14 protein-coding genes are annotated in these 14,743 nt (G+C 66.1%); 9 read left to right on the top strand and 5 right to left on the bottom strand.

Annotation, left to right across the window (positions count from 1 at the left end; all coding sequences use genetic code 11):
- Positions 1-59 precede the first annotated feature (59 nt).
- The 3 genes from NN2_RS18145 to NN2_RS18135 all read left to right on the top strand — a co-directional run bounded on the left by NN2_RS18145 (position 60) and on the right by NN2_RS18135 (position 2,803).
- Complete coding sequence (locus NN2_RS18145; protein WP_063015175.1) at positions 60-683, top strand: LysE/ArgO family amino acid transporter; 624 nt, start codon at positions 60-62, stop codon at positions 681-683.
- 57 nt (positions 684-740) lie between these two features.
- The gene (locus tag NN2_RS18140; protein WP_063015174.1) at positions 741-1,115 is read left to right on the top strand and encodes a pyridoxamine 5'-phosphate oxidase family protein; all 375 of its coding nucleotides are present in this window, start codon (positions 741-743) and stop codon (positions 1,113-1,115) included.
- 170 nt (positions 1,116-1,285) lie between these two features.
- Positions 1,286-2,803, top strand: a complete 1,518-nt coding sequence (locus tag NN2_RS18135; protein ID WP_063910797.1) for an HNH endonuclease signature motif containing protein — start codon at positions 1,286-1,288, stop codon at positions 2,801-2,803.
- Positions 2,804-3,192: 389 nt separating this feature from the next.
- Here NN2_RS18135 and NN2_RS18125 read toward each other — a convergent pair whose 3' ends face one another.
- Positions 3,193-3,588, bottom strand: coding sequence for a hypothetical protein (locus NN2_RS18125; RefSeq protein ID WP_063015172.1), 396 nt, complete (start codon positions 3,586-3,588; stop codon positions 3,193-3,195).
- A gap of 233 nt (positions 3,589-3,821) precedes the next feature.
- Here NN2_RS18125 and NN2_RS18120 point away from each other — a divergent pair, with 233 nt between their 5' ends.
- The 4 genes from NN2_RS18120 to NN2_RS37240 all read left to right on the top strand — a co-directional run bounded on the left by NN2_RS18120 (position 3,822) and on the right by NN2_RS37240 (position 7,578).
- Positions 3,822-5,171, top strand: a complete 1,350-nt coding sequence (locus tag NN2_RS18120) for a helix-turn-helix domain-containing protein (RefSeq protein WP_156511367.1) — start codon at positions 3,822-3,824, stop codon at positions 5,169-5,171.
- Entirely contained in the window at positions 5,168-5,749 is a 582-nt protein-coding gene (locus NN2_RS18115; protein WP_063015170.1) for a GNAT family N-acetyltransferase, read from the top strand. Before NN2_RS18120 ends, NN2_RS18115 begins: the two co-directional genes overlap by 4 nt.
- 208 nt (positions 5,750-5,957) lie before the next feature.
- Positions 5,958-6,914, top strand: a complete 957-nt coding sequence (locus tag NN2_RS18110; RefSeq protein ID WP_063015169.1) for an HNH endonuclease — start codon at positions 5,958-5,960, stop codon at positions 6,912-6,914.
- Positions 6,915-7,179: 265 nt separating this feature from the next.
- On the top strand, positions 7,180-7,578 hold the full coding sequence (locus tag NN2_RS37240) for a hypothetical protein (protein ID WP_063910800.1): 399 nt from the start codon (positions 7,180-7,182) through the stop codon (positions 7,576-7,578).
- Positions 7,579-7,604: 26 nt separating this feature from the next.
- Here NN2_RS37240 and NN2_RS18100 read toward each other — a convergent pair whose 3' ends face one another.
- Both NN2_RS18100 and NN2_RS18095 read right to left on the bottom strand, forming a co-directional pair.
- Positions 7,605-8,408: a DUF1460 domain-containing protein gene (locus NN2_RS18100; protein ID WP_174554983.1), complete on the bottom strand. Its 804-nt coding sequence runs from the start codon at positions 8,406-8,408 to the stop codon at positions 7,605-7,607.
- A gap of 106 nt (positions 8,409-8,514) precedes the next feature.
- On the bottom strand, positions 8,515-10,119 hold the full coding sequence (locus NN2_RS18095; protein WP_082857066.1) for a tetratricopeptide repeat protein: 1,605 nt from the start codon (positions 10,117-10,119) through the stop codon (positions 8,515-8,517).
- 241 nt (positions 10,120-10,360) lie between these two features.
- On the opposite strand from NN2_RS18095, the gene NN2_RS18090 reads away from it, so the two are divergent.
- Both NN2_RS18090 and NN2_RS18085 read left to right on the top strand, forming a co-directional pair.
- Complete coding sequence (locus NN2_RS18090) at positions 10,361-11,131, top strand: SDR family NAD(P)-dependent oxidoreductase (protein WP_063015166.1); 771 nt, start codon at positions 10,361-10,363, stop codon at positions 11,129-11,131.
- A 17-nt stretch (positions 11,132-11,148) separates the two neighbouring features.
- Positions 11,149-11,985 carry an enoyl-CoA hydratase/isomerase family protein gene (locus NN2_RS18085; protein WP_063015164.1) on the top strand — a complete coding sequence of 279 codons (837 nt, stop codon included), beginning with the start codon at positions 11,149-11,151 and terminating at the stop codon, positions 11,983-11,985.
- A gap of 74 nt (positions 11,986-12,059) precedes the next feature.
- Here the strand turns inward: NN2_RS18085 and NN2_RS18080 are convergent, their stop codons facing one another.
- Both NN2_RS18080 and NN2_RS18075 read right to left on the bottom strand, forming a co-directional pair.
- A complete protein-coding gene (locus NN2_RS18080) occupies positions 12,060-13,049 on the bottom strand; it encodes an acyl-CoA thioesterase (protein ID WP_082857070.1) in 990 nt (329 codons plus the stop codon).
- A 247-nt stretch (positions 13,050-13,296) separates the two neighbouring features.
- On the bottom strand, positions 13,297-14,658 hold the full coding sequence (locus NN2_RS18075) for a DUF2252 domain-containing protein (RefSeq protein ID WP_063015198.1): 1,362 nt from the start codon (positions 14,656-14,658) through the stop codon (positions 13,297-13,299).
- Positions 14,659-14,743 lie beyond the last annotated feature (85 nt).

Raw genomic sequence — 14,743 nt, 5'->3', positions numbered from 1 at the left:
AATGATAGTTAAGAACCTTTAGCTGTACTGATTACGTCAACGCCCATACCGTCGGCTGCGTGAACAGCGGTATCTTCTCGGCGGCCCTCGCCGGATTCGGTGCCGGCTTATCCCTGATCGTCGCCATCGGCGCGCAGAACGCGTTCGTCCTGCGCCAGGGCGTACGCAGGCAAGCCGTGGCGGCCGTGGTCGTCATCTGCGTCGTCTCCGACGCCATTCTGATCATGTGCGGTGTCGGCGGACTCGGTGCGCTGGTCAGCGCGTATCCGGCAGCACTGACCGTCGCCGGACTCGCCGGCGGATGCTTCCTGATCGCCTGCGGCGCTCTCGCGGCCCGCCGCGCACTGCGCCCCGCCACCGCCGCCCTCGCGACCACCGGCGATGCCACCGCGTCCCTCCGCACCGCGATTCCGGTCTGCCTGGCCCTGACCTGGCTCAACCCGCACGTCTACCTGGACACCGTGCTGCTGCTCGGCTCGGTCGCCGCCGGGCACGGGTCGTTGCGGTGGGCCTTCGGCGTCGGCGCGATGGTCGCGAGCGGAGTGTGGTTCGCCGGGCTCGGCTACGGGGCTCGACTGCTCGCGCCGGTGCTGTCGCTACCCGCGGCGTGGCGAGTGCTCGACGTCTTCGTGGCGGGGACGATGTTCACACTCGCGGTGGTGCTGTTGACGCAGCTCGCGTGAAGGCTTGGCCCGCTTCACCGAGCGGTTCGCCGCCCGTTCCCGCAGTACGCTCGATACATGAATCCCGAGGTGAAAACGGATGAGCTCGCGCGGGTGATCGCCGACCACGACCTCGCCCACCTCATCACCGTCGGCGACAATTCTCTTCCCCGCATCGTGCCGGTGCATCCGGTTCCACACTCCGGCCGACTGCACGTGGCCGCGCCCGGCAGCCATACCCGGGACAACGTCGCGGCCCGCCCGGCGGTCAGCCTGGTGTGGGCGCCGCGAGAACCGACGGGCTACTCGTTGATCGTCGACGGTCTCGGCACGCTGGAAGACGACCAGCTCGTCATCGCGCCCACGCGGGCGATCCTGCACCGCGTCGCCGCACCCGGGCAGGTGGCTGCCGAGGGCGAATGCGGCAACGACTGCCGGGTTATTCCGCTCTGAGACGTGGGTTGGGGTCACTGAGCGTTGTCGATGACTTCGAGCTCTTGCGCCTTTTCGTGTGTGAATCCATCTGCGACACAAGCCCTTTCGGTCACTTGTTCAGAATGTGTTCCGAAATCCACACAGACCGAAGGGGTGCACACCCCTCCCCTTCTTGATAGAATTCGAACATGCATTCGAACGCCGGGGAGGACGTCGAGCAGGTCGCGAGACCGCTGCTCGCTGCGGTTTCCCAGCTGTCCGAACAAGCACTGATACCACTGTCGGATGAACAACTGATACAGGCGATGCGGGATGTGGAGAGTTGCACGCGCCGACTGGCAGCGATGCACCATCGCCTGCTGATCGAAGCCGAGGAGCGATCCCTGCCGTCCCGGACCGGCGCGAAGACGGTGAAGCGGTTCCTGATGGAGACGCTGCAGATATCCAGCGCCGACGCCGGCAGCCGCGTCAACGCGGCGCGCTCGGTAGGAACCTTCCACGATCTCGACGGCCAGGTGCGAGACCCGCAATTACCATGCACCGCAGCAGCTTTGGCACACGGTGAGGTCTCCGCCGATCACGTGCGCGGGATCGCGCAGGTCATGAACCGAGTGCCCCGAGGCGTAGCCGACGCGGATCGCGAAGCCGCAGAACACCTGTTGGCGGAGTTCGCGCGATCCGGCTCGCCGGACGACATCGGCAAGGTCGGCGACCGAATCCTGGCCCACCTGGACCCCGACGGCCGCCTCACCACCGACCACGACCGCGCACGAATGCGAGGCATCGTCGTGGGCCGGCAACGCCCCGACGGCATGTCGCCCGTGCGCGGCGACATCGACCCGGTGCTGCGTGCCCTACTGGACCCACTGCTGGCCAAGTACGCACGCCCCGGCGTCTGTAACCCGGAGGACCCGAACAGCCCCGCCGTCGAGATCGACACCGCCGACCCGGCGATGCTTGCCGAGGCAGCGCGATCCGATCACCGCAGCGCCGCCCAACGCAACCACGACGCACTCACCGCGATCCTGCGCTCCGGCCTGATCGCCGAAGACCTCGGCCGCCACCGCGGCATGCCGGTGACCACCGTGCTGACGATGAAACTCGAAGACCTGGAAAAGGATTCGGGCTCCGCGACCACAGCCACCGGCGGCGTCGTGCCGATCCGCGAGGCGCTGCGACTGGCCGAACGATCCCGCCCCTACCTGGCGATCTTCGACCACGCCGGACTCCCCCTGCACCTCGGCCGCATGAAACGACTCGCCTCCCCGACCCAACGCCTGGCGCTGATCGCCGCCCTGCGCGGCTGCTCCCGCCCCGGCTGCGACGCCCCCGCCAGCCTCTGCGCCGCCCACCACATCCGCGACTACGCCAAAGGCGGCCCCACCGATATCACCAACCTCGCCCTAGCCTGCGACGCCTGCCACGCCCTGATCCACGACGGACCCGGCGGCTGGAAAACCGTTGCACAGAACCAGCTTTCCCCGTTCCCGGGCCGCACCGCCTGGATCGCACCCGAACACATCGACCCCAGTCGGAGACCCCGCATCAACCACCGCCACCACCCCGACGAACTTCTGGCAGCGATACTCACGCGCATCCACCTGCGCGACGAACGGGAACGACTGCAACGCCGACAACGCGAACGCGAACAGCACGAGCGTTGGTTGCAGTCGCTTTCGCGTCCACCCGACACCAGCGCGGCCTGACACCCGACCACCGGCCGGGCGCACCGCCGTGCGCGAAGCAGGCCGCCGACTCTCACAGCCGCCGGGATCGGTCCGGCCGCACCCGCCCGGCGGCCACGAGAGTCCTCATCGCTACCGCCTTCGCGGCGCACAAGGTGGGGTCGCATTCCAAGTGCAGTTGCATATCCTCGTGCGCCTCCAGCACCGTCGGCGCCGATGACCGGGCGGCGTGCGTCAACGAGAACCACAGAATATTGGGGCGTACAACAGCTTTCACAGCAGGATGTGCGCTTTGGCCGAACCGCTGATCGCCCCCGACATCCGGCCAAGCACAGGAGACACCTGCCACCGCCAACGCCGCCACACCGACAACCGTCACCACCGATGCGACCAAACCCCAGCCAGACATCTCACTCACCCGACTCGACCCTCGATTCACGCGAAGCCGGCTCCGAAGGAATAGTGGGGCGTGCCCGCGCATAGGTAACCTCAGGCTCAACCGCCTCCACATCACATGCGGCGCAGACAATTCGGAGCCGCTCCCCGAGATGCTCCACGCTCGGAACCACAACCGCCGCCACGTTGTACCCACCGATCCGGTCCAGCAGCCGCATGATCGGATCATCGATATCCCCAGCCGTCCGAAACACCACCCGCACCAACGCGTACCCCAACTTCACCGCATGCGCGAGCACCAGCTGCTCATTCGCCGGCCATCCCGGCAAGGTCCGGTCGATATAGCCGAGAGCGCGAGGCGGCCCCTCCGGCAGTTCACCCGACGCGACATAAGCGGTAGGAAGCGTCATACCGACCTCCCCATGGTCACGATGAGATACATTCAGCTCCTTCGGTTTTCGTTGGCAAGCACCCGCCGCCGAGGATCACCCCCGGTTCAGGATGGCGTCACAGATATCCGGACATCGACCCGGCGGCGGGGCCGATTCGAGCTTCACGAAGAAACGCCACAAACCGAAGGCATGGAACCGCACCGAAGTAATACGCTTCCGCTACTGGCCGTTGAGGGTGTCGATCGGGGGCAATGGTGATCGTCAGCACATGGACCGGCGCGGAGGTACGTGCACTTCGCACGGTCGCACTTCGACTTACGCAGGAACAGTTCGCGGAACGACTGGGGTTTCAACCGCCGACCATTCGCAAGTGGGAGAGGGCAACTCATGAGCGTCCGGTGCGCGGCGATTCGGCCGCAGCGCTGGATGTGGAGTTGTCTCGGCTCACCGATGAGCAACGGGATCGCTTCACCGTCGCCGTTGCACCTGACGAACTCCCGCATCGTGTTCGCGACACCGAGATTCCGACCTGCACAACCGATAACCTGGGTGAACACGATGAGCTGAGCACCTACGGAATCGAGGACGAGGTGAAGCGGCGCGAATTCGGAGTGTTCATGGGTGTCGCTGCCCTGACGGCAGCCGCCGACGCGCCACGCTTTTCCCACACTGTGGGGGTAGGCGACGCCCGCCGGTTGGCCGAACGCGTGACTGAACTCGCTCGGCGCGAGCAGGCAGTCGGCGGCCCCCCTCTTGTGATGACCGGCCTCGGAGACCTCGCGATCGCCAAGCGGCTGCTCGAAACCGGCGCCTTCTCCGATCGGGCTGGATGCCTGTTCATGAGTGCCGCCGGCGAATTGGCAACGATCACCGGTTGGATGGCCTATGACGCCGACCTCCACCCACTCGCTCGCCAGTGCTACGCCGACGCGTTCGCGCTGGCCAATCAGGCCGGTGACAACGATCTGACAGTCCACGTATGCCTGAACGCCGCACATCAATCGATAGCACTCAGCCGAACCGGGGATGGCAGCCCGCACCGTGCACTCGCCCATTTGGAGCGCGCACGCCAACTCACCCGTGGCCGACCGCCCGGCCGAATCCATGCCCTGATCGCGATCCGCGAAGCATTGGCCCACGCAATCCTGCGCGACAGGGTGGCATTCGATCGTGCAGTTGCGACCGCGTGGCGCGAACTGGACGCCGCCATCGCCCACGAACCGCTTTCCGAGTGCCCGCGATGGCTACGATTCGTGAACGCGAGCGAGATTCGGTCACAAGAATCCCGCGGGCTGGGCGACCTCGGCGAGCCCGAGAAGGCACTGGCCCTGCTGGTCGCCGACGAAGACACAGCGGAGACCGGAATCCGCAACCGCGCCAATTACCGCGCGGGTTTGGCCGCAGCACTCGGCAGGACGGGCGACATCAACAATGCCGTGGCCCACGGCCTTTCCGTCCTGACCGAACTGGAGAGCACCGTATCCTCCACCCGCACCCTACGACTGCTGGCCCCGGTCCGCGCGATCACAGACAGCATCCCCGATGACGAATTCGCCAGGCGCTACGACAACCTCCAGCGCCGAGCGATAGGCGTCTCATGAGTGTCGCCCCACCTTCGATCGACGGCCTGACTTTCCAGCACTACACGGCCGCCGAAGCACGAGCGGTCCGAGACCAAGTCGAGCAGATCTTCCGAGATTCCTACATCGACGCCATCGAATCCGGCGAGGAATTCGAAGCGCCCGAAGCATTCATGCACCGCTTCGACACCTACACCGACCCGAGCCGAGGCCGGGGCTTCGAGTTGGTCATCGCCCGAATCGGCGACGAGCCGGCAGGACAAGCATGGGGCTGGCCGCTCGGCCCGGACACTCGATGGTGGTCCGGACTCGAGCTCGACGCGGGCGACCTGGCCCCCTTCACCGCAGAGAGCGGCGACCGCACCTTCGCGCTCAGCGAGATCATGGTGCGCAAGAAGTTCACGGGCCGAGGAGTCGCACGCGCACTACACGACGAATTGCTCAGCGGCAGGCCCGAACAGCGCGCGACCCTGCTGGTCCGACCGGACAACGAGCGCGCCTACCGCACATATGCAAGGTGGGGCTGGTCCCGAATCGGCACTCTCCGCCCGACGTGGCCCGATGCCCCCAAGTTCGATGTGCTCATACGACAGGTCTGACAGCTGCCGTAACGGCAATTCGCTTGTCGCGCAGCAGCAGCCGGACGCCGAAAAGCAACACCTCTTGGACGCGGTGGGTTCTTGGGCGCGTACCCCTGACACGGCGTTTCGTCGCCCTACCGCCTGCGCCCCAATGTACGATTGACCAGTACGAATTAGGTGCGTTTCAAACGGGAGACGCTTCGGTTGCGCCAGAGGTACTGGAAGTTTGTCCGAACTAGACGAGCAAGCCGGCCGACGAGCGTGGCTCGCGCTGTTGAAGCAGGACTACCGTCGTCTTGGCGCCGACACCCGCTACGACGACGATGCGGCCAACCACTACAGCTGGGACAACCGCGTTCCCAACCACCAGCGCGTCAAAGTCGGCGACATCATCGCGTTGTGGGATGAGTCCGAGCTGCTCGGAATTTCGGTAATCGAATCTATCGAGCGCGGTCGCGGCACAAAGGATATCTCGCGTTGTAGGACATGCGGAAAGACCAATCTGGAGCGTCGCACCACACTGACTCCGGTCTATCGCTGCTACGACTGCAAGGACACCTTCGACAACCCCGTGATCGAAACTGTCGAGGTCGAGACGTTCCGTTCCAATCATGGCCAAAGTTGGGTTCCCCTGCCTGGATCCCTGCGCGCCGACGAGCTGCGTGCGCTTTGCGTCAAGCCGAAGTCTCAGAACAGCTTTCGCGAACTGCAGTGGTCCCATTTTCTCACGGCAGTGCGGCTCTCCTCCGACTTCGGTAATCCACTGGTGCCGCTGGAGGCCACTGCGACGCAACTGCGCGGTGGCCACACGATTCGGCCAGTGCGAGTGCGTCTCGGTCAAACAGGGTTTCGCGCCGAACTGTTACGCCGATTCGGCTCCGTCTGCGCGTTCTCTGGACCATTACCCGAACCAGCGTTGGACGCCTGCCACCTGTACAGCTACGCCCATGTTGGGCACCATGACCCTCACGGCGGCCTCCTACTCCGCAGAGACCTTCACACGCTGTTCGATCGCGGCTTGATCGCGGTCAACGGAGACAGTCGAATCGACGTCAGTTTCGAACTCCGACAGTTTTCGATCTACTCCGAACTCCACGGCCGAGGATTCGCAATCGAACCAGACAAGAAGCAGAAGAAGTGGTTACGCCTCCACTGGGACGAGTTCCGTAACCAGCCATCCTGACGGCTCAGTGTTCGGGCATAGCCCCGAACCGCACTCCTCTGGATGATGGTGCGGAATTGCACAGAGGGCATCCGCCAGGCCAGAGCTTATCTTGGTGCCACTGGGCGGAGGCAAACGCTACACCGCCGAGGCCGCCACACTTCCTCTGGTTCGGAGATAGCAGCCATGGCTCAGGCCGACGTAACATATACGCAAGACTGTTCTGATGCGCCTACCTCGTGGAATAACCGGCTTCCGGCATCTCGGAGAACCACCGTTGGACCGGTTGGACGAGAGCGAGTTCCGCAATGTTTGCTACGCAGTGGCACGAATAGCCGGAGGGGTCGTCTCCCCTCCGCCTTCGACTAGCCTGTTCGGCAACTTCTTTCGGTGCACCATCGCCTATTCGGGCACTGAACGAACCGTAGTGTGCAACATGTATGCGCCGCTGGTCGCGACCGCCGAGCCGACGCCTTCGTATGAGCTGACGCTGACCTTCGCCGACGATCCGGAACTTGCCGGCGCGTTCAAGTCCCTCTCCCGGTTCGCGGTGTTGTCACGACATGAATTGAGCCGGCCGATGGCGGATTTCGATCTCTCGGAGCTGGGACCAGCCGAACTCGACCAAGTCCGGTATTGGAACCCGCACATCCTCGGGCAAGCCATCTTCAACTGGTGGGACTGATTGCGCCAAAACCATCCGTTGCCGGTCTACGCCGGTCGTGGGCGCAACACCACTATCCCGGGAACGGTCTGCAAATACTCGCCCAGCGGGGTGTCCACAACCTTGTTGTTTACCGCAAGTGACGACGCGTTTCGGAAGACCGGGCCGGTCGGTGTGTTGATGAGGATTCCGACGTGGGTGACGTCGAGGCCGGGCTGGTCGGCGTAGGCGCCGATGTAGTCGCCGGTTCGGAGGCCGCTGACGACGCCCTCGTCGACCGCTGCGCTGGGGATGTAGGTGATGGCGCGGTCGACTACTGGGATGCCTGGCAGGTAGAGGGCACCGTCGCCCTTTGCGTTGAGGTGTTTGGGGACCTTGATTGCGGCGGGTGACAGATTCCCGGTGATGTCGGTGGCGGCGATGTCGGCGACTTGCGCCCAGTCGGTGAAGAAGTGTTTGCGGTGGGTGTAGTCGACTTGGGCGGCGGCGTAGCGGGTGTCGATCAGGTTGGCTTCGAAGCGGTTTCGGTCGGTGGTTCGGCTCAGGGCTTCTATGTAGTCGAGGAAGGTGAAGCAGTCCACTCGGCGGAAGTCGGCTACGAGTTGTTCGGGCTGGGTTGCGGAGCCGATGAGGTTGTTCGCGGCGTAGGGGGTGCCCAGGAATTGTCGGGACAGCAGGTCGAGTAGTTCGCCTTTGCTCGCTCCGGTCGCGCCGGCGCGCAATGCGACGAGTTCGTCGATGCGGTGGGAGGTGGTGTCGTCGATGGCGGCGTCGGCGCTTGCGCGCGTGGGCAGCAGGAGTGCCGCGGCTACCAGGACGAGCAGGACCGGCAGTATGCGGGTGGAGCGCAAGACACCTCCCGGGTGACGAGTGGAATGGCCGGTATCCACCGTAGACCAGGCGGCGGCCGCTCCGGACTGCAGTTCGGATCAGGGATGCCGAGCGGAACGGGACTCGTCACCGCATGGGGGTAGCGCCGGGCTCGCCCGCGGCGGCGGCTCTGCGCCTCCAGGTTTCGGCGGCGTCGACACGGCCTGCCATCGCGAGTAGGTAGGCCAGGCCGGACATCGCGCCGGGGTGGCCGGCGTCGGCCGCTCTGCGCCACCATGTTTCGGCCTCGTCGGTTCGTCCTCGCTGTTCGAGGATGCCGCCGAGGAGAAACATCGCTCTGGGATGACCGGACTCGGCGGCGCGGCGGTACCACGTTTCGGCTTCCGTCATACGGCCGGTCCTCTCCATCGCTACCGCCAAGTCGCACATGGCGACGGGACGTCCCCCCTCGGCGGCTTTACGGCACCACCACTCGCCCTCCTCGGACCGGCCCGATTCCATCAGCAGTGCGCCCAGGTTGGTCATCGCAACGGCTTCGCCCGCCTCGGCGGCTTTGCGGTACCACGACTCGGCCTCCCCCACTTCGCCGATGGCTTCGAGTAACAAGCCCAGGTTGAACATCGCGGCCACGTTCCCTGCATCGGCGGCCTTTCGATACCAGGTCTCGGCCTCCCGTTGCTTACCCGCCTGCCGCAATGTGCAGGCCAGGTTGAGCATCGAGGCCGGATGCCCGGCTTCGCCGGCCCGCCGATACCAGGCTTCGGCGTCCTCCGACCTGCCCGCCTCCTCCAACCTGATCGCCAGGTTGAACATCGCCTTGGGGTGCCCGGCGTCAGCGGCCTTGCACCACCAGGCTTCTGCCTCCTGCGTCCGGCCCGAGTCGTACGCGACCACGCCCAGGTTGAACATGGCAGTGGCATGGCCGGCGTCGGCAGCGCGGCGGATCCACAGCTCGGCCGGCTCGGCCTTGCCGGCGTCCTCCAGAAGCAACCCGAGGTTGAACATCGCGTTGGGCTCGCCGGTGTCGGCGGCTCGGCGGTACCAGGCCTCGCCTTCCTCGACCTGTCCCTGCTTCTCCAGCAGAACGCCCAGCGTGGTCATCGCGCCGGTGTGCCCGGCGTCGGCGGCCTTGCGGAACCACTCGTGGGCACATTCCGGACGTTCTGCCCCGAGGAGTACGGCAAGGTTGTTCATCGCCGTCACGTTCCCGAGGTCGGCGGCCTGGCGAAACCACCCCTCGGCTTCGGGCGACCGACCCGTATCTTCCAGAAGCAGCCCGAGGTTGTTCATCGCGCCGGTGTGCCCGGCGTCGGCGGCGCGGCGGTACAGAGCTTCGGCCTCCGGTAAACGCCCCGCGTCTTCAGCCGCGACGGCCCCGTCGAACAGGGCGGCGGCATCGGATCCTGTCGACTCCTCTGCTCCGGCAAGCGCTGTGCCCGGAAGTTCCAGGGGCGCCGTGTCCGACCCGTGCACCGCGCGCAGCACGCGCAAGGCCGCTGCTTCCAAGGCACGGTCATCCGCCGCACCGGCGTCGTCGAGATCCTCGGCCAGCGACGCCTTCTTGGCGTCGGAATGCGGCTTCCGCTCCAGCGCCGAAACGTCGACATCCGGATATCTATCGATGATCAGCCGCTTCAAATCGCCGTAAGCGTCGGTGACATGTTGTGCCACACCATCTTCGGAGCTTCCCGACGCTATCGCCGAGGCCACGAGCGTAATCACGAAGTTCATGTCGAGTCCTCCCGCCTCTCCCCACGATCAGTATTGCGGAGCCCACCGACAACTCCGCGGGAGCGAGTCGCCCGACGTCGGTCTGCCGACGGTGCACCGAACCTCGGACGGGCGACAGGGCGAGGACCCGCGCGGCGAGCCCCGCCGTTCGGAACACGCCGCGCGACTCGCCTGATAGAACTGACTGCGACCGTCGTCAGTTCTGCTCGGCAGAGCGACACCAGCAAGAGAGGCTCATCCCGTGGACCGCAGCTCATTCCAGAAACTCTTCGACCTCAGCGGGCGGACCGCGATCGTCACCGGCGGTACTCGGGGTATCGGGCTCGCGCTGGCCGAGGGGTTGGCTTGTGCGGGGGCGAATGTCGTTGTCGCCAGTCGGAAGCCGGAGGCTTGTGAGAAGGCCGTGGAGCGGCTGCGGGAGTTGGGGGCCGAGGCTATCGGGGTGCCGACTCATCTGGGAGAGGTCGAGGGGGTGCAGGCGTTGGTCGCGCAGACGGTGGAGAGGTTCGGCGGGGTCGACATCGTGATCAACAATGCCGCGAATGCGCTGGCTCAGCCCTTGGCGGTGATGCAGAAGGCGGCGGTGGACAAGTCGTTCGCGGTGAATGTGCAGGGGCCGTTGTTCCTGGTGCAGGCCGCGCTGCCGTATCTGCGGGAGAGCGAGCATGCGGCGGTGTTGAACTTCGCGTCGATCGGGGCGTTCGGGTTCTCCGGGGGGCTGGCGATGTACTCGGCGGGGAAGGCGGCGTTGCTGTCGTTCACTCGCTCGATGGCCGCCGAATTCGCCGCCGACGGGATTCGGGTGAACGCGATAGCGCCGGGTGCGGTGGATACCGATATGGTCCGCAACAATCCGCAGGAAGTGGTGGACGCGATGGCCGCGGCGCCGTTGCTGCGGCGGCTCGGTGAGCCGGACGAGCTGGTCGGGCCCGCGCTGCTGTTGTGTTCGGACGCAGGCAGTTTCATTACGGGACAGACGTTCGTCATCGACGGTGGCACCGTTCCGCGCTGAACGCGAAGGAGGCAGGCATGTCCGCGCTGAATATCGAATATCGGTCCTCGGGTGTCGTGGTGTTGACCATCGACCGGCCGCACCGGCGCAATGCGCTGGACAACCAGACCGTCGCCGAATTGCATCGAGCGCTCGACGAGGTGAACGGGAAGTCGGAGGTGCGGGCGCTGGTGATCACCGGCGCGGGAGACGGGTTCTCCTCCGGAGCGGATCTGAAGTCGAAGCCGGAGGATTTCACGGCCACCGATGCCAGTCCGACCGCGGCGCTGCTGGGTGCGGCGCAGTCGACGGTCGCGCAGATCTACGCGAGCCAGGAGTTGATGGCCTCGGCGTTCGAGAAGATCCATCGGCTGCGGCAGCCGGTGATCGCGGCGGTGAACGGGGCCGCGGTCGGTGGTGGGTTCGCGCTCGCGCTGGCCTGCGATATCCGGTACGCGAGTCGTAGTGCCCGGTTCGGCGCGGTGTTCATCCGGCACGGGATCTCGGCCTGCGATATGGGCACCAGCTATCACCTGCCGCGGTTGGTGGGCGCGTCCCGGTCGGCCGAATTGCTGCTCACCGGAAGGGTTTTCGATGCCGACGAGGCCGAACGGATCGGGCTGGTCCTCGAGGTCGTCGACGAGGACGAGCTGCTGGACCGGGCGATCGCCAAGGCGGAGGAGATCGCCGCCCATTCCCCGCTCGCGGTGTGGATGACGAAGGAGACGATGTGGCAGACGGTGGACGCGCCGAGTCTTCGCCACGCCCTCGACATCGAGAACCGGACGCAGGTGATGTGCAGCGCCACCGGGGAACTCGCCGAATCGTTCGGCGCGTTTCGCGACGGTGCCGAATTTCGTTGGCGGCCATTGTGAAACAGCCGGCACGGTTGGCGGTGGTGCGACGGCCACACCCGCGCACCCGATCGCCCCTCACTCCGGCGGATGAACTACCGCATCGACGCGCCGGAACTCGGCGTGATCCGGAAATGGTTCGGCTCGGCGTCCTCGGGAACCGCACCGGCAGGGGTGAAATCCTCGACCAGCGAACGTAATCCGATCAGGTGACGGGCGTGGGCGTCCAGGGCGACGTCCTCGTCGGAGGCCGGAATCCACTGCCGGATCGAGCGCGCTTTGGCATCCGGGTCCAGGGCCACGACCACGGCCAGTCCGTGGGCCGCCAGTTCCGGTTCGCCGGAATGCGGATCGGTGGAGGTGACGTGCACGCTGATGTGCATACTGCGAGGTCCGGTGTGGATCAGCCGGGCCGTCGCCTCGACGGCGTGGCCGATGACGATCGGGCGGTAGAAGCGGATGCCGCCGAAGTACGAGGTGAGGACGTGCTGACCGGCCCACTTCGCGCCGCAGACGTAGGCCGCTTCGTCGATCCACTGCATGGTGCGGCCGCCGTGGACCTTGCCGCCCCAATTGATGTCGGAGGGGGCGGCGAGGAAGCGCAGGGTCGCGCTGGGCGCCGTCCCCTCGGCGGTGTAGCGCTGGGCGGCCATCGCGGCTTCGATTTCCTTACGAACGGCGATCCTGACCTTCGCCTGCCGGTGCCGCCGCAATTCCAGAGCCGTGGTCGGATTCCATTGCGGCACTTCGACGGTGCGGCGCTCGTCGTCGACGGCGACGAAGATGGTCAGGCACTGGGCGCTCTGGACCGGCTTCACGCGGGTCGGGTCGGTCGAATAGACGGTGACCAGGATGTGCATGCTGGTGCGGCCGGTATGGACCAGGTTGGCGTGCAGTTCGACCAACTCGCCGACCTCGATGGGACGGTCGAGGTGGATGTTGCCGACGTAGGCGGTGACGCAGTAATGACCGCTCCACCGGGCAGCGCCCGCGTAGGCGACCTTGTCGATCCATTCGAGAAGCTTGCCGCCGTCCACCGTGCCGACGATGCCGGCGTCGGCCGGCTTGACCAGGAAGCGGTGGATTACCTCGGCGCGAGATCCGGTCGAGTGGGCGGCGGGCGCGGTAGCGGTGAGTGTGTCGGACACAGCGACAATTCCGTTCGGGGGACGTGCGGTCGATTCGCTGACACCGTTGTCGTGGAGCACAGTAGAGGCCGCATGCCATACGGGCGAGTAACCGACTTCCCAGGCGAAACACGCCCCGACTGCACACGTCGGCCGCGCCGAGACCCGAACCACCCTCGCTCAACGGAGCCCGGCGCGCGCAGTCTCAATACGGGTTCGCCGCCGCTTGCACCCGTCCGGAGTCGATGGCGCGCAACAGTTCTCGATGGTCGGCGGCGGTCTGGTCGGCATAGGTCAGGGCGAATTGCGTCATCGCCTTGTCGAAGGCCTCTCCCCCGCCGAGGTAGTCGGCGATCGCGATGCGGTCGCCCGAGCGAGCATGGGCGCGGGCCAGGGTGTGGCCGCAGATTCCGGCGTAGTCGCGCAGGGCGGCCTTCGACAGCTGCGTGATGTCGGCGCCGCCCTTCATATCGCGCAGCTGCCGGAAGTAGTAGTTCCGGTCGTAGGGGCCGGAGACCCAGCCGAGGAAGATGTCGCTGGAGGTCTGCAGCAGACGCTGGCCGTGGACGACGCGGTGGCCCTGGTGCTGGAAGCGGCTCGGCGCGAGATAGGGCTCGAGCACCGACTTTTCGGCTTCCTTCATCTGCAGGAACAGCGGGCCGCCGGTGTCGCGGTCGACGGTCAGGATCACGTAGCAGCGGGTGCCGACGCTGCCCACGCCGACCACCTTGTGCGCGTAGTCGACGATGCGGTAGCGATCGGCCAACACCCGCCGTTCCTCGGGCAGCGACCGCCGGTAGGCGATGAACACCTCTTCGACGGTCTGCGCGTCGACGTAATCGACCGGTGTCAGCAGCGGCGGCCGATGCTGGATGCGCAGCGCGCCATCGGCGTCGATGTAGGTGAGTTTGCGCAGCGCGCCGAGGTTGGTGCGCTTGCGGGCCGCCTCGAAGGTGCGGTCCACGCCCTCGCGGAACTTGGGGCGGCTCACCATATTCGCCACCGTCTCCTCGTCCACCTGCTCGTACCAGACGTCGAGGGAGTCCATGCCGGCCAGACGCCGCATACATTCCCGGTAGGCCGTGGCGGCGGTCCGGGCGGCCGCGGTGGCTTCCTCGTCGGTGAAGCCCTTCTCCCTCGCCGCCACGGCCACACTCGCCACCAGCCGCTTGACATCCCATTCGAACGGGCCGGACAGGGTTTCGTCGAAATCGTTGAGGTCGAACACCAGTGACCGTTCCGGGGAGGCGAAGATGCCGAAATTCGACAGATGCGCGTCCCCGCACAGCTGGACGGTCAACCCGGTGTGCGGGATCGTGGCGAGGTCGGCGGCCATGATCGCGGGGGCGCCGCGCAAGAACGAGAACTGCCCGGCCGCCATCCGGGCGTAGCGAATCGGTACCAGCTCGGGCAGCCGGGTCGTCGCCTGCCGCTCCAGGATCGCGATCGGATCGCGATCGGGGGCGGGCCGGAATTCGCCGAGCGACGAGCGGGGGACGGTGGCGCGCACCGCACGTCCCGTGGAGCGGGGTTCGCCGGAAACGGGTTCGGCCACGGTATTCGTCATCCACCAAGTTTTGCCCCGGAACGCGTTCGCGGCAACCATTCGGCGACCACCGTGATCCGCTTGCCGCCGACACGACCGTGCCGCC

The sequence above is a fragment of the Nocardia nova NBRC 15556 genome, assembly GCF_001613005.1.
In the GTDB taxonomy this organism is placed as follows: domain Bacteria; phylum Actinomycetota; class Actinomycetes; order Mycobacteriales; family Mycobacteriaceae; genus Nocardia; species Nocardia nova.
The sequence above is the reverse complement of the archived record's forward strand: the minus strand, read 5'-3'. Positions and strand labels throughout refer to the sequence as shown.